This is a genomic window from Dyadobacter sp. CY345 (genome assembly GCF_021502725.1).
Taxonomy (GTDB): Bacteria; Bacteroidota; Bacteroidia; order Cytophagales; family Spirosomataceae; genus Dyadobacter.
This window is the reverse complement of sequence record NZ_JAKFFS010000005.1, coordinates 296,111-321,021: the sequence shown is the minus strand read 5'-3', so window position 1 is coordinate 321,021 and position 24,911 is coordinate 296,111. Positions and strand designations below refer to the sequence as shown.

27 protein-coding genes and 1 pseudogene are annotated in these 24,911 nt (G+C 41.2%); 15 read left to right on the top strand and 13 right to left on the bottom strand.

What is annotated here, in order from left to right; genetic code table 11:
• Nucleotides 1-30: 30 nt before the first annotated feature.
• A complete protein-coding gene (locus L0657_RS21955) occupies nt 31-1,248 on the bottom strand; it encodes a DUF2254 domain-containing protein (protein ID WP_235152913.1) in 1,218 nt (405 codons plus the stop codon).
• A gap of 624 nt (nt 1,249-1,872) precedes the next feature.
• On the opposite strand from L0657_RS21955, the gene L0657_RS21950 reads away from it, so the two are divergent.
• Nucleotides 1,873-3,117: a sodium:proton antiporter gene (locus tag L0657_RS21950; protein WP_235152912.1), complete on the top strand. Its 1,245-nt coding sequence runs from the start codon at nt 1,873-1,875 to the stop codon at nt 3,115-3,117.
• Nucleotides 3,118-3,183: 66 nt separating this feature from the next.
• Here L0657_RS21950 and L0657_RS21945 read toward each other — a convergent pair whose 3' ends face one another.
• The 3 genes from L0657_RS21945 to L0657_RS21935 all read right to left on the bottom strand — a co-directional run bounded on the left by L0657_RS21945 (nt 3,184) and on the right by L0657_RS21935 (nt 4,614).
• A complete protein-coding gene (locus L0657_RS21945) occupies nt 3,184-3,474 on the bottom strand; it encodes a hypothetical protein (RefSeq protein ID WP_235152911.1) in 291 nt (96 codons plus the stop codon).
• Nucleotides 3,475-3,572: 98 nt separating this feature from the next.
• The gene (locus L0657_RS21940; protein WP_235152910.1) at nt 3,573-4,022 is read right to left on the bottom strand and encodes an Hsp20/alpha crystallin family protein; all 450 of its coding nucleotides are present in this window, start codon (nt 4,020-4,022) and stop codon (nt 3,573-3,575) included.
• A gap of 205 nt (nt 4,023-4,227) precedes the next feature.
• A complete protein-coding gene (locus tag L0657_RS21935) occupies nt 4,228-4,614 on the bottom strand; it encodes a VOC family protein (protein ID WP_235152909.1) in 387 nt (128 codons plus the stop codon).
• Nucleotides 4,615-5,004: 390 nt separating this feature from the next.
• On the opposite strand from L0657_RS21935, the gene L0657_RS21930 reads away from it, so the two are divergent.
• From L0657_RS21930 to L0657_RS21920, 3 genes are read left to right on the top strand one after another with little or no spacing between them, the layout of a single operon-like run.
• Nucleotides 5,005-5,904 carry a hypothetical protein gene (locus L0657_RS21930; protein WP_235152908.1) on the top strand — a complete coding sequence of 300 codons (900 nt, stop codon included), beginning with the start codon at nt 5,005-5,007 and terminating at the stop codon, nt 5,902-5,904.
• A 55-nt stretch (nt 5,905-5,959) separates the two neighbouring features.
• On the top strand, nt 5,960-6,901 hold the full coding sequence (locus L0657_RS21925; protein WP_235152907.1) for a S1 family peptidase: 942 nt from the start codon (nt 5,960-5,962) through the stop codon (nt 6,899-6,901).
• A gap of 41 nt (nt 6,902-6,942) precedes the next feature.
• A complete protein-coding gene (locus L0657_RS21920) occupies nt 6,943-7,224 on the top strand; it encodes a hypothetical protein (protein WP_235152906.1) in 282 nt (93 codons plus the stop codon).
• 863 nt (nt 7,225-8,087) lie between these two features.
• On the opposite strand, the pseudogene L0657_RS21915 reads toward L0657_RS21920, so the two are convergent.
• From L0657_RS21915 to L0657_RS21875, 9 genes and pseudogenes are all read right to left on the bottom strand, one after another.
• Nucleotides 8,088-8,354 (bottom strand): annotated as a pseudogene (locus L0657_RS21915) (Hsp20/alpha crystallin family protein).
• A gap of 31 nt (nt 8,355-8,385) precedes the next feature.
• Nucleotides 8,386-8,538: a hypothetical protein gene (locus L0657_RS21910; RefSeq protein WP_235152905.1), complete on the bottom strand. Its 153-nt coding sequence runs from the start codon at nt 8,536-8,538 to the stop codon at nt 8,386-8,388.
• 205 nt (nt 8,539-8,743) lie between these two features.
• Complete coding sequence (locus tag L0657_RS21905; protein WP_235152904.1) at nt 8,744-9,130, bottom strand: VOC family protein; 387 nt, start codon at nt 9,128-9,130, stop codon at nt 8,744-8,746.
• A gap of 43 nt (nt 9,131-9,173) precedes the next feature.
• Nucleotides 9,174-9,539 (bottom strand): hypothetical protein, encoded by a 366-nt coding sequence (locus L0657_RS21900; protein WP_235152903.1) that lies wholly within the window; start codon nt 9,537-9,539, stop codon nt 9,174-9,176.
• Between the two features lie 63 nt (nt 9,540-9,602).
• The gene (locus tag L0657_RS21895) at nt 9,603-9,956 is read right to left on the bottom strand and encodes a YciI family protein (protein ID WP_235152902.1); all 354 of its coding nucleotides are present in this window, start codon (nt 9,954-9,956) and stop codon (nt 9,603-9,605) included.
• A 79-nt stretch (nt 9,957-10,035) separates the two neighbouring features.
• Complete coding sequence (locus L0657_RS21890) at nt 10,036-10,605, bottom strand: Crp/Fnr family transcriptional regulator (protein WP_235152901.1); 570 nt, start codon at nt 10,603-10,605, stop codon at nt 10,036-10,038.
• Between the two features lie 238 nt (nt 10,606-10,843).
• Entirely contained in the window at nt 10,844-11,611 is a 768-nt protein-coding gene (locus L0657_RS21885; RefSeq protein WP_235152900.1) for a LytTR family DNA-binding domain-containing protein, read from the bottom strand.
• Between the two features lie 41 nt (nt 11,612-11,652).
• Nucleotides 11,653-12,681 carry a sensor histidine kinase gene (locus tag L0657_RS21880; RefSeq protein WP_235152899.1) on the bottom strand — a complete coding sequence of 343 codons (1,029 nt, stop codon included), beginning with the start codon at nt 12,679-12,681 and terminating at the stop codon, nt 11,653-11,655.
• Nucleotides 12,682-12,793: 112 nt separating this feature from the next.
• Complete coding sequence (locus L0657_RS21875; RefSeq protein ID WP_235152898.1) at nt 12,794-15,178, bottom strand: TonB-dependent receptor; 2,385 nt, start codon at nt 15,176-15,178, stop codon at nt 12,794-12,796.
• Nucleotides 15,179-15,304: 126 nt separating this feature from the next.
• Here L0657_RS21875 and L0657_RS27960 point away from each other — a divergent pair, with 126 nt between their 5' ends.
• The 11 genes from L0657_RS27960 (at nt 15,305) to L0657_RS21825 (ending at nt 24,880) form a co-directional block, all read left to right on the top strand.
• Nucleotides 15,305-15,427 carry a hypothetical protein gene (locus L0657_RS27960; protein WP_255718121.1) on the top strand — a complete coding sequence of 41 codons (123 nt, stop codon included), beginning with the start codon at nt 15,305-15,307 and terminating at the stop codon, nt 15,425-15,427.
• 46 nt (nt 15,428-15,473) lie between these two features.
• Complete coding sequence (locus L0657_RS21870) at nt 15,474-16,427, top strand: fasciclin domain-containing protein (protein ID WP_235152897.1); 954 nt, start codon at nt 15,474-15,476, stop codon at nt 16,425-16,427.
• A 111-nt stretch (nt 16,428-16,538) separates the two neighbouring features.
• Nucleotides 16,539-17,555, top strand: coding sequence for a sensor histidine kinase (locus L0657_RS21865; RefSeq protein ID WP_235152896.1), 1,017 nt, complete (start codon nt 16,539-16,541; stop codon nt 17,553-17,555).
• Between the two features lie 38 nt (nt 17,556-17,593).
• The gene (locus L0657_RS21860) at nt 17,594-18,358 is read left to right on the top strand and encodes a LytTR family DNA-binding domain-containing protein (protein WP_235152895.1); all 765 of its coding nucleotides are present in this window, start codon (nt 17,594-17,596) and stop codon (nt 18,356-18,358) included.
• Between the two features lie 28 nt (nt 18,359-18,386).
• Nucleotides 18,387-19,100, top strand: coding sequence for a hypothetical protein (locus tag L0657_RS21855; protein ID WP_235152894.1), 714 nt, complete (start codon nt 18,387-18,389; stop codon nt 19,098-19,100).
• A gap of 357 nt (nt 19,101-19,457) precedes the next feature.
• Nucleotides 19,458-20,294, top strand: a complete 837-nt coding sequence (locus L0657_RS21850; RefSeq protein ID WP_235152893.1) for a phytoene/squalene synthase family protein — start codon at nt 19,458-19,460, stop codon at nt 20,292-20,294.
• Between the two features lie 86 nt (nt 20,295-20,380).
• Complete coding sequence (folE, locus tag L0657_RS21845) at nt 20,381-21,058, top strand: GTP cyclohydrolase I FolE (protein ID WP_235152892.1); 678 nt, start codon at nt 20,381-20,383, stop codon at nt 21,056-21,058.
• Nucleotides 21,058-21,774 carry an SDR family NAD(P)-dependent oxidoreductase gene (locus L0657_RS21840; RefSeq protein WP_235152891.1) on the top strand — a complete coding sequence of 239 codons (717 nt, stop codon included), beginning with the start codon at nt 21,058-21,060 and terminating at the stop codon, nt 21,772-21,774. The genes folE and L0657_RS21840 overlap by 1 nt, the downstream gene beginning before the upstream one ends.
• Nucleotides 21,775-21,828: 54 nt before the next feature.
• Nucleotides 21,829-23,079: an NAD(P)/FAD-dependent oxidoreductase gene (locus L0657_RS21835; protein WP_235152890.1), complete on the top strand. Its 1,251-nt coding sequence runs from the start codon at nt 21,829-21,831 to the stop codon at nt 23,077-23,079.
• Nucleotides 23,080-23,082: 3 nt separating this feature from the next.
• The gene (locus L0657_RS21830; protein ID WP_235152889.1) at nt 23,083-24,150 is read left to right on the top strand and encodes an oxygenase MpaB family protein; all 1,068 of its coding nucleotides are present in this window, start codon (nt 23,083-23,085) and stop codon (nt 24,148-24,150) included.
• A gap of 37 nt (nt 24,151-24,187) precedes the next feature.
• On the top strand, nt 24,188-24,880 hold the full coding sequence (locus L0657_RS21825) for a MarR family winged helix-turn-helix transcriptional regulator (protein ID WP_235152888.1): 693 nt from the start codon (nt 24,188-24,190) through the stop codon (nt 24,878-24,880).
• Nucleotides 24,881-24,911 lie beyond the last annotated feature (31 nt).

Genomic DNA, 24,911 nt, shown 5'->3' with positions numbered 1-24,911 from the left:
CCTTATGGATTGCCGAAGGAAACAATTTAGTTATTCCGATAATGATTTTATTGTTAACTGATGTGCAGCTATTTTGCTTAAAATTTGATCGAAAATCGCGTTAAAAGTTAAATCTTTTAGTTGTAAACAAATCAGATACAGCTCTTTGGATAACAACCTGTCATCTTTCCCATAATCCCATATCGGATTTAAGATGTCAAATACGATTGTTTCGAAACCTATTTGCGGAATAATTATTATGGCTACTCCCTGATCATTTCTAACGTTATTTTCAGGGAAATGGCTTGATCGGTATAATAGCAACGAAGAAAGTGCACGTAAGCTTATGATGGCGGTGCCGGGGTCATTAATCCCAGGGCTGAGGGCTTTTAATGCTATTTCCCGTAGCTGACTAAAACCGTAAGCATAATTTTCAATAATGGTTTGATTGACAGAGAATGAAGCCTGTTCAAGAAACAGTTGCCGGACATTTTCCGGCAGAGATTTGCTGGTAGAAATAAGTGGTGTTCCTGTCAGCACATATGTTCCGGGAGTCAGCTGGACAGCTATTTCAACGTGATGTTCCTCGCAAAGTTGTGTTAAGCCTTCCAGATTAATACTTTCAAATATTCCTGACTTAACAGATCTGATCTGGTAAGGTGTCTCCGGCTGAGTGACGATAGTAGGAGGCACTTCCCCGGGGCAAGTTTTTTTGAGAGCGTTGAGCGTATCATCAAATATCCGTTGTATAACGACCTCGTATTTTACAGACTGGGTGATGTAATGCAGAAAATAGATAAAGAGAAAAATATCTGATATTGTAAAAAATATCAAGAGATAGGTACTGAGAGCAGGAATGTAAATGCCGGAATCAATGTCACGGATCGTGCTTAGCAGAAAAAATGCGTATATAATTGTACCGATGTATATACCTAAAATGATCTGCTGGAATTTGTTTCCGATCAGTTGGCCTAATACACGGTTACTCATTTGCGATGCCGCCTGATTAAGCACAATCATCACCATCGAAAAGCTGAATACAGTGAGCGAAATAATTCCGGACGCTATTGCACCAATAATACTTCTTGCCGTTGAAGCATCCTTCAATCGCAGCCAGTGAAGCTGACCCTTTATTGATTTTCCTAACTCGGAATGGTCAAGTGATATCATCGTACCACACAAAACAAGAAATCCCAGCGCAATAATTGCAGGAAAAAAAGCTATGCTATTTACCGTTTTCAGGTATTTTTTCTTTAAAAAATGCGTCATATTTATAATTTAACCTGCAATCCTTTTTATTTATATTTTAAAATAAAAGTGTGTACAAGGCCAGAATGTCTAAATCCCGACAGATCTATCTCACTCGTTGACTTAACAATTCAGGCAAAGTTTTCGAGATACGTAATTCAGCTTCCTGGCGAAAGGTGACATGAATAAAGCTTGGGGTGGCGTTTTGTAATCCCAGTTTTTACGTTCAACCCAGACAATTACGACTGGCAAAATTCCTTCGAAAATTAAAAACACATTTATGAAGGTCTTATAATCATGCCAGTCACTCAGCACATACAATTCATTTCAACTTCACAGGAATAAATTACTCAATATCGCAGCTCAGGTAGACGTACAAAGAGCCGGTCTTTAAAATACTTGCTGATCATCTTGTTGGCATGGTTATGTCTACTACTTCCATGTTTTCGGAATAAGGAATACGTTACACTGCTCGAAGAAAGATTTTTAATTACTATATCAAGTGTCTGATCTCTAACAAAGGAAATGGTTGCCAGTTTCCATAAGTTATTCCGCATGCTCATTCCAACCTAAACTCCGCTGAAAAATGGAAAACGTGCATAACCTAAATATTTAATTTTACGAAAATCAACATAAACAGCGCCCATGGAATTATTTGTCCTCTTCTCAATTTTGATATCGCTCGCCGCGCTTTTCTCTTATATCAATGTCCGTTTCTTGAAACTTCCATCTGGTATAAGCCTGATGCTGATGGGTTCGGTCGTAGCATTGGCAGTGATTGCATTAGGTAATACTTCGAGCCGTTTTTCAGCGATAGTAGTAAAAGAACTGGCATTAATTGATTTTTCTGAATTCATTTTGGGAATTCTTTTAAGCTTCCTTCTTTTTGCCGGCTCGTTGCACATACACCTTTCCGACTTGAGGAAATCAGCAAAGACCATTACAAGCTTTGCCGTAATAGGGACAATACTTTCTACCTTTATCGTTGGCTACGGGTTTCATTATCTAACATTATTATTCGATATTCCAATACCAATTGTTTTCTGCCTTCTCCTTGGCGCACTGATTGCTCCGACTGACCCAATCGCAGTAATGGGAATTCTCACGAAGGCGAAACTTTCCAAAACCGTCGAAACCAATATTGTTGGCGAATCTCTTTTTAATGATGGTATAGGTGTGGTAATTTTTGCGACATTAATTCAGATCGCGTCTGTGGGTATTGAGAATTTTGGTGCGGCCCAGATTGGAATGTTGTTTCTTCAGGAGGCAGTAGGCGGCATGCTTATGGGAGGAATAATAGGTTTCGTGGGTTATCAGCTAATGAAATCGATTGATCATTTTCAAACAGAAATCCTGATTTCGCTGGCGATGGTCATGGGAGGGTATTCACTTTGTCATTTCCTCCACGTCTCTGGCCCGCTGGCCATGGTTGTCGCTGGTATAATGACCGGAAACAGAGGAAAGGCGCGTGCGATGAGCGATATAACGAGGGATTATTTAAGCAAATTCTGGGAAGTTACCGATGAGATTCTTAATGCGATATTATTTCTCCTTATCGGCTTGGAAATTGTTGTTGTTACTTTTGAAGTAAGTTATGTGATCATCGGGCTGATTACCGCAGTTATGATTATTGTCGTTCGATTTATTGTACTTTATTCTACCGCAATTGCATTCAGGTTTCAAAGGCAACTTGGACATGGTACATTGAAAATAATGGCCTGGGGAGGTCTCCGCGGTGGAATTTCTATTGCGCTTGCGCTTTCGTTACCATCAAGCCCATATAAAAATATAATCGTCTCCATCACTTTTGTAATTGTACTTTTTTCTATTATCGTGCAGGGACTTACAATTGGTTCCTTAATCAAAAAGCTTGCAAAGGACACAAAATAGGTGGGTAACTGATACGCTTTTCAATGTCAGGAAAAGCAATAATTATTCCAACTTTGACGGCATTTTTTATATTATGCCAAGGTTGAAAAATTTAAAAGCGTCCCTTGTTATTATCTTACAGTTTTCTGATAATTCGTCCAGATTGCAGCCAAGTATTCCGATGATATTGCCTGAAAGTCCTGTTGTTTCGAGCAGGCTCAAACGCAAAACCTGGGTTTCAGGAAGCTTAGTTTTACCTTTCAAACTATTAAATGTTTCGAATGCAAATTCTTTATCGGTACTGAGCAGAAACCGTCCTATTTCAAGGATTCCATTTAGGGCCTTCATTTGAACAACAATTTGATAAGTAGTTTCCATAGTTTGCGCTTCAAAGATTTTGAGATTGGTTCTTACAGGGATTGGATTTCAATTAAAAAATGGAAGACCTGCCATTTGACAGGTCTTCCATATCTAAATTAGCCAATTTCGATTAATCTCGGTCCTTTTTGTTTGGCCTCTTCTTTTTTCGGAATTATAAGTTGCAGTAAGCCATTTTCATATCGAGCAACGATACCTTCATCATTGACGACATCTTTCGGCAATACAAAACTTCTCTGGAAAGACTGATAACTGAACTCTCTGCGACTGTAACCCTCATGTTGGTTTTCTTCATGAACTTCTTTTTGTGAAGAAATGGTCAGCAGGTTGTTTTCCAGCTGGATCTTGAAATCTTTCTTTTCTAGTCCCGGAGCAGCTACCTCTACACCAAAACTGTCTTCTGTCTCCTTAATGTTTACCGCCGGTACGGTAGTCTGAGTAGAAGAGAAATTACTGTTGTCCCAGTTAAAAAGTTCACGGCCAAGGAAATCGTCGACCAGCGCTGGGATTGCAGAAAATGAATTCCGGTTCCTTTTGATAATTGACATGACTATTATTTTTTAAAAGTTAAACAATGATTTTAATTCTCGATGCATCGCACATCTGAAAGCTTTTTATCAAACTTTGTTCCAAAAATGGCCAGCTTTCGATAATTCTGACAATTTTACTTTTTCAGTTATTCATTCTGACAGATTTCAACATTGTAATAGCAAAAATAAACTGACAAAATTTCAGATTATTGCCTCAAATAATCTATTCTCCTGAGTGTAAGCCCACCATATTCCCTTCGGTGTCGGTAAAAAACGCCATGTTTCCGGTTTTAGGATTAATGTTCGTTTTAGGCATAGCAATCTGACCTCCGGCGCTTTCTATTCTGTCCAAAACAAGTTGCAAATCAGGATTTGCATTCAGGTAAATCACGGCTCCCTCGGTACTTGGTTTGTGGTTTGGGCTTTTCACTAGCGTACCGCCGGATTTTGGTCTTTCCGTTGGAAACATCGCCATTTGCATACCCATCATTTCCACCGGCTGCATGTTTATTTCAAAAATTGTTTCATAAAATTTCTGAGCCCTGTCTATATCATTAACCGGAATCTCGAACCAATTCAGAGCATTGGTATTTGCGCCTAATTTTTCCATTTTGTTTGTTGTTTAAAGGTGCATTTATGAATAATAATATCCGCTATCCACGCAGCAAACTCTCTAATAGAAGGCTCACTGCGAAATGGTAATCTACCTTCAGGATCGCCACTTTCCTCGACTCTTTAACTTGGGCACTGTAAAAAAAATCCTACTTGATGTTTCCATTTTCCAAAAGATAGCGACTAATCCATTGACACAATTAATTAGGTCTCAAAACAATTCCATTTAAACGCAAAAGACAAAAGAGCCTATATGGCTGATTTTAAGATGATAGGCCAGTTTCTTATAAACCAACGTGCCATAATCTCTTTATCAGCTAACATGACAATAAAACTGGGTCGCCGAAAACAGTATCTCGAGTAGGCAAAAATAATAAAATCAAAGATTATGGAAACGAAATTTAGACTTTCGGACAGTACGTTGCAACAACTTGTCAGTGACCGTCGCGAAGAAGTAATTCAACTGCAAAAATCCGAGGCAGACCAACTGGCAGCTATGGAAACACGAGGCCAGGAGCGAATCAAATTGCTAAAAAAGAACCTGCCAAAGGACATTTTAACAACACTTGAAAGTTTTGACGTTGCGCACCAACAGGCTGCAGATTTAGCAAAATCTCAGGACGATGCAGAAGTAGAAATCCTCAAAGCATCAAAGCCTGCCGAAGCAAATGAAACATCCATATTCCCTGACTCGATTAGTGGACAATTTATTACTGCCAGAGCGATTGGAACCATCACACCATATTATGGAACGTTGCATGGCTCAGATGGCAGGGTCTTCTGGCAAGGTTATAATCCTGGCAACATGGATTTCTTTCTTAACGCTAACGGAGCAGGTTCAGGGTTATTTGGTAGTGGGGCAGGTTCATATACGATGTATATGGACTGGTGGTTCGTATATCGGCCAGGTGTAAGTCGCAATTATAGTCATAGAGTATCGGTGCCGTTCCATGGATTTTATATTATAAAAGCGGATGATGGTTTTTGGGATTCAAAAGAGGCAAAGGTGGGAATTAATTTATCGACCGTAGGATACCAATATAATTACAAGCAGACCGCGACTACCAATGTTTTTAGCATGGGTAACGATAATATCAATGTCAATGACCGTTTTGATGGGTGGAGAAGCATGTATTACAGCACGCTTTTCGGAGGAGGGGATCAGGCATATGTGCGCGTCACAGCCTCGTTTAACGTATACGCACGTGGGGGTGGTTCAACGGCACGGTTAAATTTCGGCGACGGGGCGGCAAATTACCTGGGTATGCCTTCAATTTATGTAGACTAGTCTACGGTTTTCTCTCTTACTCCTGCAATATTTTCATCTCTTAAATTTCATCAAAATGATTAATTTATTCGAAATGAAAGGAGAATACCTTTCACTCGCCGAAACACAAAATATCGAGCAAAATAGCTTGCTCGCTCGCCAAAACGTAGTGGGTGTGGCCATATCACACAAGGTCAAAAATGGAAAAGACACAGGTGATCCAAGCCTTACTGTTTATGTTGAAAGCAAGCTGGACAAAAACTTAATAGGTGTTGATGATTTAATCCCTGCCACCATTGGAGGTTTTAAAACCGATGTCGTTGAGAGTGGTGTGATCATGGCAGGTAGTTCGCTGGAAACAACCCGTCGCCAACGACCCGTGCAAGGGGGATTAAGCGTGGGCCACTACCAAATTACTGCCGGAACAATTGCAACTTGTGTAAAAGATATTTCGCCGGCGGTTGGAAAGACCGCCCGCTATTATATTCTTAGCAACAACCATGTATTGGCAAATACAAATGACGCGCGTCTGGGAGATCCCATCTTACAGCCGGGTCCTTATGATGGTGGTTTGAACCCTGCTGATATTGTGGCGAAACTGGCTCGCTATGTGCCTATCAATTTTACGGCAGGAGCCTCAAATTTAGTTGATGCAGCAATAGCAGAAGGCGATTTTAATATCCTCAACAGAGAAATTAACTGGATCGGCTATTGCAACCAAACTGCTGTCACCAGTGTAGGCCAAATTGTTCAAAAATGTGGTAGGACTACGGCACATTCGACTGGCAAAGTACAAGCCATTAATGGTACTGTAAATGTTGGATATGGTGGAGGCCGTGTTGCCCGATTTGTTAATCAAATTATCACATCGGACATGAGTGCAGGTGGGGACTCGGGTAGTTTGGTGTTGAACATGCAAAACCAGGCAGTTGGATTGCTGTTTGCCGGTTCTTCAGCTATCACGATAATTAATCCCATTGCACCCGTTATGTCATCATTAGGCATCAAATTCATTTAAATTATAACGACCTTTGTTTCGATAAAGGTCGTTTTTTTATTATGAAAAAGGTATTAATATTATGCTTGTTCTGGGTGTTTGTTTCTTGTGTCCCCAAAGGTAAATATGAAAAAAATATGAAAATCGAAGAAGCAATTAAAAACGCGGATTCCTGGTTGGATTTTCCAGGCGTAGTAGGGGTAGCGCAGTCCCGGGAAAAGGGGCACGATGTTATTTTAGTAATGATTTCAGCAAACTCAGATTCGATTAAAAATAAGATCCCTGAGACCTTTCATAACTTTACGGTTATTGTGAAAGAAGTTGGAGAAATCAATGCACAATGATTACGTAGGGAGGTGCTTACATTCGTATGAAATGCCTCATTAAAATTAAAAGTCACTTAAAATCAGTTACTTATGATAGGTATACTGAATAGGAAATGTCTTCTCCAAATATGACAGACTTTAAAAGATCAGAAATCAAGTTACCATCAAAAAAAGAGGCTGTCTCGAATAAGGCAGTCTTTTTTCATTTTTAATATTGTCTCGTCCTGAATTATTAGACTGCATAAATTCCGTTGAATAGGAATGACGACTGGAAAAATGACTCGATCATTAGTTATCTTGTGTTTGTTCCGATGGCAGTGTCAGGCACTTGTTTGATCGAGTATTACAATGAATTGTTAATATCAGACTGCCGCCTGATCCAGAGTGGCAACCAATCCCAGCCGTCAAAATGAAAACGCTGCGTATATTCTGGCTACCTATTTGCTTAACAACTGGAAAGCAACACCATTCGATCGGGGATGCCTTATTTTTCAAGGTTAAAAAATTTGAAGGCATTTTTGGTGATTATCTTGCAGTTTTCAGCCAATTCTTCAAGATTACAGCAAATACTTTCAACAATCAATTCTGAACCTCTGTGTATTTCGAGAAGATTAAGAAGCAAAATTTGAGATTGAAGAACATCGGTTTTTCCTTTGAGACTATTAAAAGTTTTAAAGGAAAATTAATGATCCCTACTAACCAGAAACCTGCCGATTTCCAGCCTTCCCTCTAAGGGTTTCATCTCGACAACAATGTAGTAACATTTTTCCTTAGTTTATTTCTTCGACTGTTTGATATTCAATTATTAGCTGATGACAAATGTGTTAATTTTAAATAAAATTGGCCTGCGGGAACGCAGGCCAATTTGGTCATCCAATCGTTTAGCCAATCTCGATCAGACGAGGGCCTTTTTGTTTGGCTTCCTCTTTTTTGGGAATAATTAACTGAAGTAGACCATTTTCGTACCTCGCAACGATGCCTTATTCGTTAACCACATCCTTTGGAAGTATGAAACTTCCGTGAATTGACTGATAGCTGAATTTTCTTATGGTGTACCCTTCATGCTTATTTTCTTCCTGTTGTCCTTTTAGTGACGAAATAGTTAGCAAATTATTTCCAAGTTGGATTTTAAAGTCCTTCTTGTCCATTCCAGGTGCTGCTACCTCCACTCTGAAGTTCTCAAGCATTTTCCTTAATGTTAACAGACGGAACAGTAGTCTGAGTAGAAGAGAAATTACTGTTGTCCCAGTTAAAAAGTTCACGGCCAAGGAAATCGTCGACCAGCGCTGGGATTGCAGAAAATGAATTCCGGTTCCTTTTGATAATTGACATGACTATTATTTTTTAAAAGTTAAACAATGATTTTAATTCTCGATGCATCGCGCCTTTGAAAGCTTTTTATCAAACTTTGTTCCAAAAATGGCCAGCTTTTGATAATTTTGACAATTTTACTTTTTCAGTTATTCATTCTGACCGATTTCAGCGTTGTAATAGCAAAAATAAACTGACAAGATTTTAGATTATTGACTCAAATAATCTATTCTCCCGAGTGTATGCCCACCATATTCCCTTCGGTGTCGATAAAAAATGCCATGTTTCCGGTTTCAGGATTAATGTTCGTTTTAGGCATAACAATCTGACCTCCGGCGCTTTCTATTCTGTCCAAAACAAGTTGCAAATCAGGATTTGCATTCAGGTAAATCACGGCTCCCTCGGTACTTGGTTTGTGGTTTGGGCTTTTCACGAGCGTACCGCCGGATTTTGGTCTTTCCGTTGGAAACATCGCCATTTGCATACCCATCATTTCCACAGGCTGCATGTTTATTTCAAAAATTGTTTCATAAAATTTCTGAGCCCTGTCTATATCATTAACCGGAATCTCGAACCAATTCAGAGCATTGGTATTTGCGCCTAATTTTTCCATTTTGTTTGTTGTTTAAAGGTGAATTTATGAATAATAATATCTGCTATCCGATGACCCGTTTATCCCGCGCCACAAAACGTGCAAAGCCAATTAAAGCACCGGTAACCATAATGTTGCGAAACAGGTTAACCATTTCAAGTTCCTGCTCCTGTGCCAGGTCGGTGGTCATATTTTCGACCCCCAATTCGTGACCCATCGCTCTGGGAAGGTGAACCAGCACAGCCATTAAAACTACATAAAGCGCCATAAGTGTGTAGGCAAGCTTGTCGTATTTGCCAATGACCGCGCTGACAATAAATGCGATGATGCAAAATGCGGTGAAATAATTCCAGAAATAAGGCATCGGAAGATAGTCGGGAACGAAAGCTGCGCCTACGTCAGGTTTACCAAAATGCAGCCCTACATACATCAGAAAGGAAAGCGGAAACAGCCATCGCCCGAGGTTTAAAATTTTGTCCATGATCGCTTAATCTTAATTAATGGGAAATGGAATAACGGGACGTATTTCGACACTGCCATGTTTGTATTTTAAAATCGGGCAGGTTTTGCTCCACGCCTGAACTTCCTCAGGGCTTTCTGCCTTACAGATCAGGAATCCGGCTACAAGTACGTTGTTTCCACCTTTGTCGGGTCCATCATGAATACCATCGTTATTGATTACCATTCCTTGATATTCAATCGGTTGTGTAGCCACCAGTTTGCCTTGCATAGCAATGTTTCCGATCCACCCCTGCCAGGCCGGCATGTCTTCGGCCATATCCTGCGGTGTAAGAATGTAACTGTTGTCTCCGCTGATATTGCGGAATAAAAGCAAGTACTCTTTCATTGTCTGCGATTTTAAATTGTGATTGATGAATCAAAATTCTACAATTAAAAACCGTTTCGTGTTGACAAATGTCAACGTTTCAGAGCTTGCCTTTCAACCGGCTGAAAGTTTCCTGTGATATGCCCAGGTAGGAAGCAATAAGTTTACTGGAAAGCCTGCTCATGAGTTTGGGGCGGTAGTCCATTAGCCACTTGATTCGTTCCAGCGCGGTCAGTGAAACAAAAGTATTGATTCTGTAAACCGAATTGGCATAGGAGGCTTCCAGTATTTGTTTGTATATATTATCAAACTGCGGAACCGTTTCAGTCAATCGTTGGAAACCCTGGCGGTCAATGGCTAAAAGATCTGATGGTTCAACTGACCTGATATTTTCAGTGGCAGGTTTCTGGCCGCCAAAACTGATCAGTTCAGAGCACCAGTTATTTTCTGTTATAATATCACGGGTAGTTTCATTCATTTCTTTGTCATAAACAAAAACCTGAAGACAACCGGACGCTACGAAGTATACGTATTTGCAGATTTCCCCTTGTTTCAAAATGACTTCGTTGCGCTTTAATTTTAGGGTATGAAAAGTTGCGAGAACATCGTCGATGTTGTCCGGAGCGCTTCCGAGGCGATCAATGATGTGTTGGCGAAGTTTGTTGACCATCTTGAATCAGTGTATGTTGTGTATCAGAAAACCTGGTTATAAAGAAAGCAATATTCTGACAAAAAACGAGAAGTGTAAGGATTCAAAACTTTCGAATAACATAGGTTTTTTTAACAAAGATTGTATTTGCCCTTTTGATAACAGATTCGGAAGTTGATTAGGCAGGAATTATGATAGTTATTTCAATCAAAAATCAGCGTCAGTTTGGGTTAATAAACTTTCAGAAATTCTTCGAAACCTATCCGTCCAGCCATGCTTTGAATGCAGAGGCTTTTTCTCTGCTTACCAACACCTCCTGCGCAGTTTCGGGACGGAGGTCTATTTTTAGTTTACCGTTGAAATAACTGTGTATCCTTTGAATCGCCGTCACTCTGGCAATGAACTGGCGGTTAAGTCTAAAGAAACTAAGCGGGTCAACCATTGATTCCAGTTCCTCCAAAGAATAATCAATCAGAAACTGCCGTCCATCACATCCAACCAGGCAAGCCAGTTCATTGGCAGTGTAAAAATACGCAACCTGTTCTTGGTGTATTGGAATAAGTTGTTCTCCATTTTTAACTAAAAACCTCATCTTATGCGTTCTATTGCGTATTTCGAGGCTTTCGAGTAATGAATCTATTTTTTGTGCATAAACCTGGGGCGAAAAATCTCCTTTGAAGTTTTTATACTTATCAATGGCCTGTTGAAGCTCATGTAATTTGATAGGCTTCAATAAATAATCAATGCTTTTTACCTTAAATGCCTTGATCGCATATTCGTCGTAGGAAGTTGTGAAAATGATTGGACTATGTGCTGGAAAGGCGTCGAAAATTTGAAAACTCAGGCCGTCGGAAAGCTGGATATCTGAAAAAATCAGATCAACAGTTGATCCGGATTTAAACCAGCGCTTCGCAGCTTCCACACTGTCAATCACACAAGCAATCTCTATACGCGGATCAAGTTTCTTAATCAGTTTTTCCAGTCGTTCGGCTGCCGGGTATTCGTCTTCAATGATCAGGGCTTTCATAGTAGCAATTGATTTATTTCAGATTCATAAATTGAAGACATTCAAATCAGTTGGTTGATCAGTGGTATTTTGACCGTAAACATTGCTCCGTCCTGGATGACCTGCACACGCCGTTCGGTCAGCAGGCTGTATCTGTTAATGATATTTTGTAATCCGACGCGCGTTGACTTTTCCATGATCGCCTTTTCCTGAATATTATTTTCAACAACCAGATACTGATCGCCTTCCTGCTGGATCAATATTCTCAACGGATTTTCCTTAGACACTACATTATGTTTGATCGCATTTTCGATCAGCATCTGGAGGCTCAGCGGCGTGACGTGCTGCCTGTAAGTCTCTGGTGATATATTTTTCTCAACGAGCAAATTATCACGAAATCTGATTTTGTTCAAATATACATAAGCGTCAAGAAAAGCGATTTCCTCTTCAACCAGAACTGTATTTTTATTCCTGCTCACCAAAACATAGCGGTATACGTCCGAGAGGCGTTCGAGATATTGCTGGGCATCCGTATTGGTATCATCGATCAATGCTGCAAGGGTGTTCATACTGTTAAAAAGAAAGTGTGGGTCGAGCTGGTTTTTAAGTACTTCCAGTTGAGACTGCACACCTTCCCTCATTAAAGATTCCGTTTTGCGGACATTCGTTTTCCACGCTTCGAAAAAGTAAACAGCCTCATACACCAGATATACAAGAATGGTTGGAACCAGGCTGATGCGGAAACCCAGTAAATTACCATCTTTATGGAGAATGCCTTTGCATAATACTTCGTCCAGCAAAAAGGTAGCAACAAACGTATATAAAAAAGCAAATATCGCCTCCAGCAGTATCCTCTTCGTTGTCTCACTATAATTGGGGAACTTTTGGCGCATGCGCAATATAATAAATCGATTGCCTTCCCAAAGTGCCACCGTCGTGCAAAATGAAATAATTACCGCGACTGCATATCCGTAGTTCATCTTTGTGAAATCATCAAAATGGACGATCATCGGTATTACGAATGAAAAAAACGGGATGCCAACCAAGCGCAGTTTAAAGTCATTCAATTGGTATTTTGATTCAGCAACCATGTTATGAACATTATTTTCGGAGTTCGGGGAGTTTAAATCTGGTAAATAAATCGATTCAAATCATTGATGTGTTGTATTGATTCGACCCGCGTAATCAAAGATACCAATTGTTTCAGAATGTGAACCTTACCATCGGCACCGGGAAGAATCCCTGTTGGTATTCCGTCGCAATACTGTTTGTCCTTGCGTTGTAAGTTTGCTGAAAAATATTCTTGTTGCCACTTACATTTTGCAGATCGACCGCTACTTCGAGCGTACTTTTGCGCATCTCTTTCCGGTAAGCAAGCCTCAAATCTGTGCGGAAGTAAGCATCCTGTTTTTGAGAATATGCCTGGCTCTCATCGTAAACGGCTTCTCCTCTTTGGCGGGATGCCTGAAGGTTTAGCGGTGATGTATATCTCCCGCCGACGAACGAGGTTTTTATACTTGCGCTCAATACGCTATTACGGTTACGCCCAACTTTGATCTCTTTCCCGGCAAGCAGATTAACCACATACCTGCTGTTGAAGGCAGTATTCCGCTCAACGCCATCACTTCCCTTGTATTTGGAGTCAAACAGTGAAGTAGTGACCAGAAAATAGTAACCCTGGCTAAAATATTTTTCCAACGTCAGCTCAATGCCAAGGTTTCTGCCGGTTCCTGCGTTAACAAGGCTGTCTTCGTCGTCTGTCGCGAAAGTACTGCCCGTGTTGAGTGTCGAATAAGAGGAACTTCTTCTTTCTACCGGGACGTCATACAATGCCTGAAAATAAGGTTCAACTTTCAATAAAAGGTTTTCAGCAAGTCGGTTTTCATAACTTATCGAATAATGATGGCTCTTGGTGAAATCAAGGCCCTTATTGCTGTAAACTATACCTTTTTCAGTTTTTGTTTGTACAAAATACGTGTAAATATTCTGCGCCTGGCTATTTAAACCGTATCCCAAACTAACCGATTGCCCCTGGCCAAATGTGTATTGTAAACCAAAACGAGGTTCAATAGCAAAGTTGTCATTCAGGCTGTAATGCTGCGCATGAAGGCCGGCGGTTAATTGCAGATTTCTGTTCATCCTGTATTTCCATTGTCCATAAGCCTGCGTCAGGACGGTATTTTCCCCGCTGACATTCACCCGCACCGTATCAAACCGACCGCCATCATAAATATCCCGGTTGTATAGGTCAAAGTTGAGCAGATCCGTCGTGATTCCGGCGTAGAGGCTGTGCTTGGCATTGACTTTGTGTCTCACATTCAGTACCGCAGAAGTTTTTCTGGTCTTAAACCTGGCTTCACCACTGGCAAATGCTTCACGGGTAAGAACACTGATAGAATCGCCGCTGAACTTCTGGTCCGTATTGCTTGTCCCAAGGGTTAGTTTCGCAAATGTTTTCGGCGACACGTTGTATTCATAACTAAGGCCCAGAATGTTAGTCTTGTATTTTACTCTGGTGTTTTCATTTTCGCTTCCATACAAATTTGTATCTGTCGTATCCACATCATTGCCGAGAAAGTCCACATCGCTTTCTCCCAGTATACCAAATACAGAAAGTTTCCCTTTTTTTCCGGTAGGCACCGATACCTTGAAATTGAGGTCCTGATAATTTGGGACAGCACTGCCTGTTCCAAATTCAATACCCAGTGCTTTGAAAAGACCTAGCGTGGAATATCGGTAATTGACCAGATAAGAGGCTTTCGAATTTTTGGAAAGCGGTCCTTCCGCCCCGACTTCAAAACCATTGAAACCAACCTGTCCCAGGAATTCGTGCTTCTGGTTGTTGCCTTCACGCATGCGCAGGTCAAATACGCCCGACAGCGCGTTACCATATTGTGCAGGAAAAGCACTGGTAATGAAGTCAGACTTGTCCAACGTGTTATTGTTAAGCAAACTGACTGGTCCGCCCGTACTTCCAAGTGAGCCAAAGTGGTTCGGATTGGGGATGTTAAGTCCTTCCAGTTGCCACAGCATTCCGGTAGGGGAGTTGCCGCGGACCACAATGTCGTTCCTCGAATCGTTGCCCGAAACCACGCCAGCGAAGTTTGCCGCCATTCTTGACGGGTCGCCCAAGGCACCGGCGTAACGTTTGGTATCTTCAATATTAAATGAGCGGCCACCGACAAGAGCCAGCTCGTTGTTGGTTTTACTTTTGTCATTTTTCCTGTCGGCAGAAATGACAACTTCGTCGAGTGAACGCACTGTTTCAGTCAAAGTGACACTGGTAATAACTTCCTTTCCGGCGGTGACAATGACATTGGAAATTCGATTTTCTTCATAACCGACTGATGTGATCCGGAAAGATTGTCTTCCCGTAGGAACACCCGTAATCTTGAACTCGCCGTTGACATCGGTTATAGCCCCAACTGGATTTCGTCCTTCCTCTTGAATAAGCAAGATGGACGCACCGATTACTGCTGATTTTGTTACTTCATCACGGATAGTTCCGCGCACCGTTTGCACAAGTTGCTGGGCCACCAAGGGCCGAAAGGCGAAAAAGGTAAGTAGGAGTAATAGATAGTTTTTCATGTCCTTTTTGGTTATCGATTTACCAAATTTTGTCAGATCAAACAGATTCCCCAAGCCAATATAGGGGCAAGCGTTGGATTGTTAGGGTGAAGTGGTATTTTATGGCTTGCAAGCGAATAACCATACATGCGGTCACATCCACGCCAGAATTTCACTTCAACCGTTCACTCCTTCAAAACAGACGTTTCACTCCCGCCGTTGTTCCGTTCGGTTGTGATGCAACAATTAAAAGATCGCGAGGCAGGTTAATGATAGTAACTAAATAAATTAGTCCACAATAATTAACCTTTTTACTATGAAATCAATAAGCAGATTAAACAGACTGAGCATGTATTTTCTGACTGCCGCCTTAGCAACTACGATTATTTCCTGTAGTGACGACGACGACGATACACCGCAGACGCCAGCTGTTGGGAATATCGTTGCAGTTGCGTCCGGAGATGCTCAATTTTCTACGCTGGTTGCAGCAGTGACTAAAGCAGAGCTTGTCACAACGTTACAGGGAACTGGTCCTTTCACCGTATTCGCACCTAATAATGCGGCGTTCACAAAAGCGGGTATTACGAGTCTGGATGGTTTAACGAAAGACGCATTGACACCTATTTTGACATCGCATGTTGTGAGCGGTGAAGTGAAAGCGGCTGACGTCAAAAGTGGAGCCGTTAAAACTGTTAACGCCAACAACGACATTTATTTGTCGAAAAATGCAGACGGTGTTTTTATTAACGGTAACATCAAAGTTATCGCAACAGATGTGGATGCTTCAAATGGAGTGATTCATGTAATTGACAATGTTATCGTACCGCCAACACAATCGTTGGTGCAGGTGGCTCAGGCCAACACTGATTTTTCTGAGCTGGTTTCTCTTGTCCTGGCGGCTGATCCGGCGGTGGCAACAGCCCTTTCTACGGCTTCTGCAAATGGACTGACGGTATTTGCTCCGACAAACGCAGCATTTACTGAGTTGTACAAAACAACACCAAAAGCTACCTTACTTGATCCGGCTAACAGAACACTTTTGACAAATGTTTTGCTTTATCACGTTGTTCCTGGCCGTGTGTTCTCCACAGATCTGCCAAACGTTTCAGGTGAAGTAGCTACTGCGAACACAGCGGGCAAGCTAACATTCAATCTGACTGGCGGTGCGAAAGTGGTTGGTACGACAAGCGGTGCTTCAAATATCACAGCTGCTAATATCTTGGCTACCAACGGTGTCGTGCACGTTATTGATAAAGTCCTGATGCCATAATAAAACTGTTGCTTAACATTGGTAAACGATCTGAATTTAGGTAGTTTACCAATGTTTTTTTTATTGTTACTATACGTCACTATGTTCTCGATCAGGTACCGGTTTTTGTTTATGATTTTACTGGGAGGATATTCATTTATGAATACCTTGCTGGTAGAATCTTTTGAGCATTATCCGATCGTTACACCCAAGCCGGTCATTTTTCTGCTTTTTCTGATTTTGACCATTGCAATCTGGGAAGGAAATCGTTTGCTGGACAACTTTCTTTCCACGATGGAAATTAAGTCGTTCTGGAAAAGGATCAGTTATAGTTTCGGAGCCAGCATATTGGCTGTATTTTTTGCAACAATGCTTCTGGGAGGAATTACTTCCTATTACACCATCTCGCACAATTGGGTAGACTGGATTCTTCCTTTGAAACTGCTTTTGATGTTCAGTTTTCGGGTAAATCTTTTCTTGAACACAATCAATGTAATATTTTTATATCATCAGCAGCTTGAAAAAAGTAATCAGGAAGTTGAGAACTATAAAAGAATCAGCAGCCAGGCGCAATTGCAGGCCTTGAAAAACCAGGTGAACCCGCATTTTCTGTTTAATAATCTGAGCGTGCTGAGTGCTTTGATACCCATGGACGCAAATGCCTCGGTTGAATTTGTGCGACAATTTTCCAGGGTGTACCGTTACGTGCTCAAAAGTCCTGAAAAGGAAATTATTGAATTGAAAGAGGAGTTGAATTTTATTGAATCTTACCTTTATCTGCTTAAAACCCGATTTGAGTCTGGTTTGATATTTACAATTAATGTTGATAAGAATTGTCAATCGGCTTTTATCGTACCCGTGTCCTTGCAAATGCTTGTGGAAAACGCAGTCAAGCACAACGTGATTGGTAAAAACAAACCGCTTCATGTGGAGATACTTTGTCTGGATAACGAAACGATAACGGTTAGAAATAACCTTCAGCTAAAACTGGCTGACGACCAGGAATCAACAGGCCTTGGATTAAATAACATCACAAAAAGATATGAGTTTTTGGGACAACATGGCCTCGAAGTAAAACAGACGACCGACCAGTTCAGTGTGACTATACCATTGATCAGGCCTACGCATGCCTCCTTTTTTGAGCCATGATTATTTCTTAAAATTGTTTGAAATTTGAAACCTAAACCATGAAAATTCTTATACTGGAAGATGAGGCGCTCTCCGCCAAAAGAGCATCACAACTCCTGCGGGAATTTGATCCTGACATTGAAGTACTGGATACGCTCGAATCCATCGAGGAAGCAGTATCGTGGCTGAGTAAAAACCCCGAGCCGGATTTGCTGTTGCTGGATATTCATTTATCGGACGGACTTTGCTTTCGTCTTTTCGAACGTCTTCCCGTAAAATGTCCGGTTATTTTTACTACCGCTTACGACCAGTACGCTTTGCAGGCTTTTAAACTGAATAGTATTGATTACCTTTTAAAACCACTGGATAAAACCGAACTTCAGAACGCGCTCATCAAATACCGGAATTTAAATGAAAGCCGCGGCGGAATTTCTCTGGCGGATATCAGACGGATTGAGGAAAATATGTTGTCTTTCAGTAAAAAATACAAACACCGTTTTTTAGTTAAATATGCGGATACCATACTATACAAAAACATTGATGAGGTAGCTTATTTCTATGCTGATGATAAGGTGGTATATCTGGTGACGTCTGAGGGACGTAAATATTTGGTAGACTATAACCTGGAAAGCCTCGAAGAGCTGCTGGATCCGCATCTTTTTTTCAGGATTAACAGAAAAATTATTGCCAGGATACAATCTATCCAAAAGGTCAAGGCGCTGTTATCGAGCCGGCTTCAGGTTTTCCTGAAACCGCCGTTTGAGCAAAATACATATGTGAGCAGGGAAAGAAGTCCGGAGTTTAAAATCTGGTTGGATAACTGATTAGCCATTGCATTAATACCACCACAACATGAAAAATACTTTAACGCTGACATTGCTTTTTATCCTGTACTTCACGGCCAGCACCTTTGGACAAAAAAATCGATATGTGCGGGTTTTCCTGAAAAATGGCTCAGTCATGAAAGGCACGCTGCTCGAAGAGCAACCTGCTGTCAGGCTGGAAATGTTTGACAAAAGCATACTCACTTTTCTGACAGATGAAGTTGAAAAAATTGAAAATGAAAAGTATGTCAATCCCAATATTCGGTACAAACAGAAAGGTTTCGTGCATTATACCGAGCTTGGGCCGCTGGCGATGAGCAACCGGGCATCAAACGGCGTGACGACTTCTGCGTTTTCTTTCCAAACAACAAATGGTTATAAATTCAATCAGTGGTTTTATACCGGACTTGGCCTCGGCGCCGACCTTTATGCTGTGCAGACTTTCGTCCCGGTTGTTTTGAGTATTCGTGGTGATTTTATTCAGACCGGAGACAAGATGCCTTTCTATTTTATTGAAGGTGGCCATGGATTTAATGCCACTTCCAACGATGTAGACAGCGTTCGTTTTGGCGGCGGACCAACGATGGCAGCTGGAATTGGGTTGAAAATTTTGTTCAGCAACAATACAGGATTCACAATCTCGGCAGGATACCGTTTTCAGCGATCTTCTGTTCAGCAGTTGGGAATTGAAAAAAAGGAAGACTTTAACCGACTGACTTTAAGGGCTGGTTTTTCGTTTTGAGTTATTTGCCAAATAAATCGCCAGAGGTCCGAAGGCATTTAAAGTAATATAGTATTTCATTAATTAAGTTAACGTAGGATAAGTTTCATCGGAATAAGGCGCTGAGGATTTATCATACGTACCAACATCATCGTATTATTTTGATTAAGTATAAATTTGTACTACTTTTTAATAAATAGTATAATATTGTATTACTTTGGAAGGTGAAATGATGATGTCGATAAACACCGTAACCTAAAAACATGCCTCTGTGAACGGATTGTGAAAGACCGATCCAAATGCGTTTGCCGCAATCTGTTATGAAGACGATGGCGACAGACAGGCACAAACCATCGTCCGATACATCAAACTTGAAAAATGAAAGAAAAATTTGATAAGCTCTCCGCGAAATGCAGCAGAGAAACAACACGACTTTACAGTACCAGTTTTTCGCTTGGGATATTTTTTTTCAGTAAAGAATTACGCGACCATATCTATGCAATTTATGGCTTTGTGAGACTAGCGGATGAGATTGTCGACAGTTTCCATGATTACCCTAAATCCATATTGCTTGCCGAATTTTCCGCCGATTGTTTTAAGGCGATTGAGCGAGGCATCAGTACCAACCCTGTTATCAATTCATTTCAGGAGGTGGTCAATAAATTTAATATCGATCATGATCTGATCCGGCAATTTTTGAGAAGCATGGAAATGGATCTGGATGAGCAATCTTATACGCATGACAAGTATAATGAATACGTCATGGGTTCCGCGCAGGTGGTAGGGCTCATGTGCCTGCATGTATTCACAAACGGCGATCAACAGGAATTTGACCGGTTGAAAGTTCCAGCCATGAAGTTGGGCTCCGCATTTCAGAAGGTCAATTTTCTCAGGGATTTGCAGGCAGATTACCAGCAGTTGAACCGGAGCTATTTTCCGGATATCAATTTATCCTCGTTTTCCGATGAGAATAAGCGAACCATCGAACAGGAAATTATCAACGAGTTTGATGAGGCATTAAGTGGTATTCGTGAACTGCCGGCTTCCTGTCGAAAAGGAGTTTACCTTGCCTATGTTTATTACCGGCAGTTGCTGCTCAAAATAACAAGAGTACCGGCGAACCAAGTTATGTCGGAACGCATAAGAGTTTCAAATGGTCTGAAATTCTGGCTGATGTTTGACTCGCTTGTCAGATATAAATTGAATGTAATGTGACATAACGGGATTAATACAAACCCGACGTAGTATCAAAAGAAATGCCGCATTTGACCAACAGATTTACTTAAATTACAAATAACTTCATGTTAAATAACAAAATCATATTTGAACCAAAGAATGACAAAAATGTGCTCGAATATGAAGAACATCAAAGCTCGTCTTTTGACACGCCGATGAGAGCGGACGCATTTGAGCTTGATGACGAAACCAAAATAGAGCTGATCGCCAAACATTTTGCTGGTATTATGCAGATTTTAGGCCTGGATCTGGATGACGATAGTTTGCAGGATACGCCAAAACGCGTGGCTAAAATGTATGTTAAAGAAATATTCAGCGGACTAAATCCTGCAAATAAACCGGAGCCTACGCTTTTTAAAAATGCCTATCATTACAATCAAATGCTCGTTGAAAGAAATATTGCCGTTTTCAGCAATTGTGAGCATCATTTCGTGCCGATCGTAGGAAAAGCGCATGTGGCTTATATCAGTAACGGGCAGGTAATTGGTTTGTCAAAACTGAACAGGATTGTTCAATATTGTTCCCAAAGGCCTCAGGTTCAGGAAAGACTGACAATTCAAATTGCTAATTTGATGAAAGAAGCACTCGGCACTGAGGATGTGGCCGTCGTTATCGACGCATATCACCACTGCGTGTCGAGCAGGGGTGTGAAAGATTCCGGCAGTACAACGCTGACCGCTGAATATTGCGGCCAATTTTTGAATGTTGAAACCAGAAATGAATTTCTAAAATATATTGGATAATGAATTTTAAAGGAAAAAATATACTCGTAGTGGGAGGAAGTTCAGGTATTGGTTTGTCCCTTGTTAAATTTTTACACGAAAATGATGCGGTTGTTTATGTTATTTCACGATCTGCGAATGTTGATCTGCCTCAGGGCGTCAAACACCATCAGGCTGATGTAACGGGTGAACTAGGCGCGATCGCTGAATTTTTACCTGAACAATTGCACGGTCTGGTTTATTCGGTCGGCAGCATCAATCTCAAACCATTTAACAGGCTTTCAACGGATGACTTTTTGAATGATTATCGCATCAATGTTTTGGGTGCTGTACAAATTATTCAACAATCGCTCAAACAGTTGAAAAATGCTGCTGGCGCCTCAATAGTTCTTATCAGTTCTGTCGCTGCCAAAACTGGTCTGCCTTATCATGCCAGTATTTCGGCAGCGAAAGGTGGGGTGGAAGGTCTGGCATTAGCACTGGCCGCTGAACTGGCAGCGCAGCAAATACGTGTGAATGTGGTCGCTCCATCGCTGACGGATACTCCTATGGCCCAAAATTTGCTGAGCACTCCGGAAAAACGGGAAGCATCTGCCAAAAGGCATCCTTTGGGAAAATACGGTCAGCCGGAAGATATCAGCCAGGCGATAGCGTTTTTGCTTTCCGAAAGTAGCGGCTGGGTTACCGGACAGGTCATCGGAATTGATGGAGGTATGGGTAAACTGAAAACAGCTTAGTATCGTAAGTGTTAAAGTTCAGGAATATCCCTATTGAATTAAACTTTTGCCTTCATGAACAAAAATAAAACGGACGTACTCATTATCGGTGCAGGGCTGTCGGGATTAACGGCAGCCAAAGTGTTGAAAGCGGCTGGTAAATCTATTAAAATACTGGAAGCTTCTGATCATGTCGGTGGCAGGGTTCGTACGGATGAAGTAGATGGTTTTTTGCTTGATCGCGGCTTTCAGGTATTGTTAACCGCGTACCCTGAGACAAAAAGATTTCTGGAATACGATGCCTTGGACCTACGTAAATTTGATCCCGGTGCTTTAATATTGAACGAAAACGGCACAACACGAATAGGTGATCCGCTACGACAACCAGGTACTTTGATCAGTACTTTGAGCTCTCCCGCAGGCACGCTTGGTGATAAAATGCGCATGCTTGGGTTAAAAATAAAACTTGCCGGAAAGGGTATTGACGAGATTTTTTCAGAAGAGCAAACTACTACACTGGCTTATCTGGACAATGCCGGGTTTAGTGCCCGGATGTTGAATCAGTTCTTCAAACCTTTCATGTCAGGCATTTTTCTTGAAGACAAACTGAGCACGTCAAGTCGCATGTTTGAGTTTGTGTTCAAAATGTTTAGTGAAGGTGATGCTGCGATTCCTGCAAAAGGTATGGGTATGATCCCGTTACAACTGGCCCGTGACCTGTCAGCTCAGGAATTAATCATTCATGAAAAAGTAATTGAAATTGATGGGAATACGGTTAGGACTTTGACTGGATCTGTGTATCAAGCTGCCAACATTCTCATTGCGACCGATCAGCTTAATTTACCAAAACCATTTGAGCAGTCGGTCAGGGCATATCATTCTGTCACCAATATGTATTTCACCTCGCCCGGAAAACCGTTTGGAAAACCACTGATTGCATTAAATACGCTGCCAGGAAAATTGGTAAACAACATTGCTGTTATGAATGAGATTTCGCCTGCATATTCAAAAAATGGAGATGCCTTGATATCTCTTTCATTAATTGGAGATCATTCAAATGTTAACAGTTCAGAACTCCAGACAAAGGCACTTCGTGAAATGAAAACCTGGTTCCCGGAGGCAACGAGCTGGAAACATCTAAAAACCTATCATATTCTTTACGCTTTGCCCGATGATGACCAGGTAACAAATGAACCGGTTCCTATGGCCAAAAAATTATATCCAAACTGTTTTGTATGCGGTGACTATTTAATGAATGGTTCGATCAATGCTGCGATGAAAAGTGGAAGACTGGCGGCCGAGGCGATACTTAGTACAACGTTTTAACTTATGGCTGATCACAAAATATATAGTGACGAACTTTTAGATAGAAAAAGATTACTGGGAGATAAACCGGCAGATAATTTCATAAAGGTTGTTTTTGCTGACTTGGAAAAAAAAATCCAGTTACAAAAGTGGATGAACTCGTCGAGTGGTGATCATGCCTCTGAATCATTAGGCAGCATTTTTCCCGGATTTGCTTTCATCGACGAAGCGCATAAATTACCGGCATGGGCGGATCCAAAATTAATGGACGAGGGATCCGCTTTTTTTACCCGCTATTCGGAAATAATTATGAGTTTGCTTGGGCTGCTGTCGCTTCCATATTGTTATACGGCTGCCCACGGCACCATGGTTTTGTACATATCGGAATTGATCAGAAAACAAACCACAAAACGCCTTTACGACACAGCCATATTTGTCTGGGACGTGATGGCTCCGGATGCTTTTGCCCCAAATGGAAATGCCTATCAGCAAATCTTAAAAGTGCGGATTATGCATGCTGCGGTTCGTTATTATACATACCAGAGCAGAAAATGGGATGACGCCTGGGGTGTTCCTATCAACCAGGAAGATATGGCGGGCACCAACCTTTCATTTTCGCTCATCGTGATACGCGGTTTACGGCTGCTTGGGTTTAGTGTCAGTGAATCAGACCAGGAGGCATTTTTGCACACCTGGGCCGTGATTGGTTATTTAACAGGCTTGGATGAGGATTTAATTCCTGAAAACCAAAAAATGGGAGATGAACTGGATGCCACGATCAAACGTCGCCAATTCTGCGCTTCACCGCATGGAAAAGAACTCACGGAATCCCTGATCGGGCACATTTTGGCTGTTAATAAAAGTAAAGCTACGGATGACGATATTCTGGGTTTAATGCGTTATTTATTGGGTACAGAAATTTCAGACCTGCTCGCTATAAAAAACGTCAAACTGCCGCTTTATAAACTCACGCTGATCAGGACATTTAATTTGTTCAAAAGTTATATCCCGCAGCGAAACGTCAGTCAAAAATTCGAAAATGCTTATATGACGTTCAAAAAGCAAAGCCTGGAAATCATGGAAAGCATGTAACTTTGGATAATAATTAGTTCATATCACTTAATTTGGCATGAAATCATACCAGCTCATTCATGAATTAATCTCGCTTGTAGAACAACTGGAAGAGGAGAGCCCTGGACGTGAACTGTCTATGCAGGACTTCGCCGGATTTTTGCTGCATATGACCAGTGAATCCAAGGAGCACTTTGTGCCGGGTGAAGCGAGATTTGGCAAGTATGAAAATAATGCACAGGAAATAGCTTTCCAGCTTGACAACAACATTGGAAGATTATTTGTACACATGAGCAGGTATGCAAAATCATACATAAAAAAAGCACTGGAAGGCACGCCGCTGCTGACTGCCGAGGATTTTACTGCACTTTCTGTTTTACTGACCCACGACCATCTTTCCAAAAGCGAACTGATCAGTTTTAATTTACAGGAAAAAACATCAGGTATGGAAGTGATCAGGCGGCTCATTGCAACCGGACTGGTCACTCAATGGGATGATGAAAAAGATAAAAGAAGCAAGCTGATTGCGATCACTGACGCGGGGAAAGTATTACTCTACGAAGTGTTTAAAGATATGAGCAATGTTGGCAAAATGATCACCGGCAAACTGACAATTTCCGAAAAACTGACGCTTCAATATCTATTGCAAAAGCTGGAAAATTTTCATTTGGAACATCATGAAAAGAAAACCATCACAAACAAAGAAGACTTGAAAGTGTTTGTTGAAAATGGTATTCATAGTGAGGAGTAACAACGGGTCAGATGAACCTAACTTCTCTTTG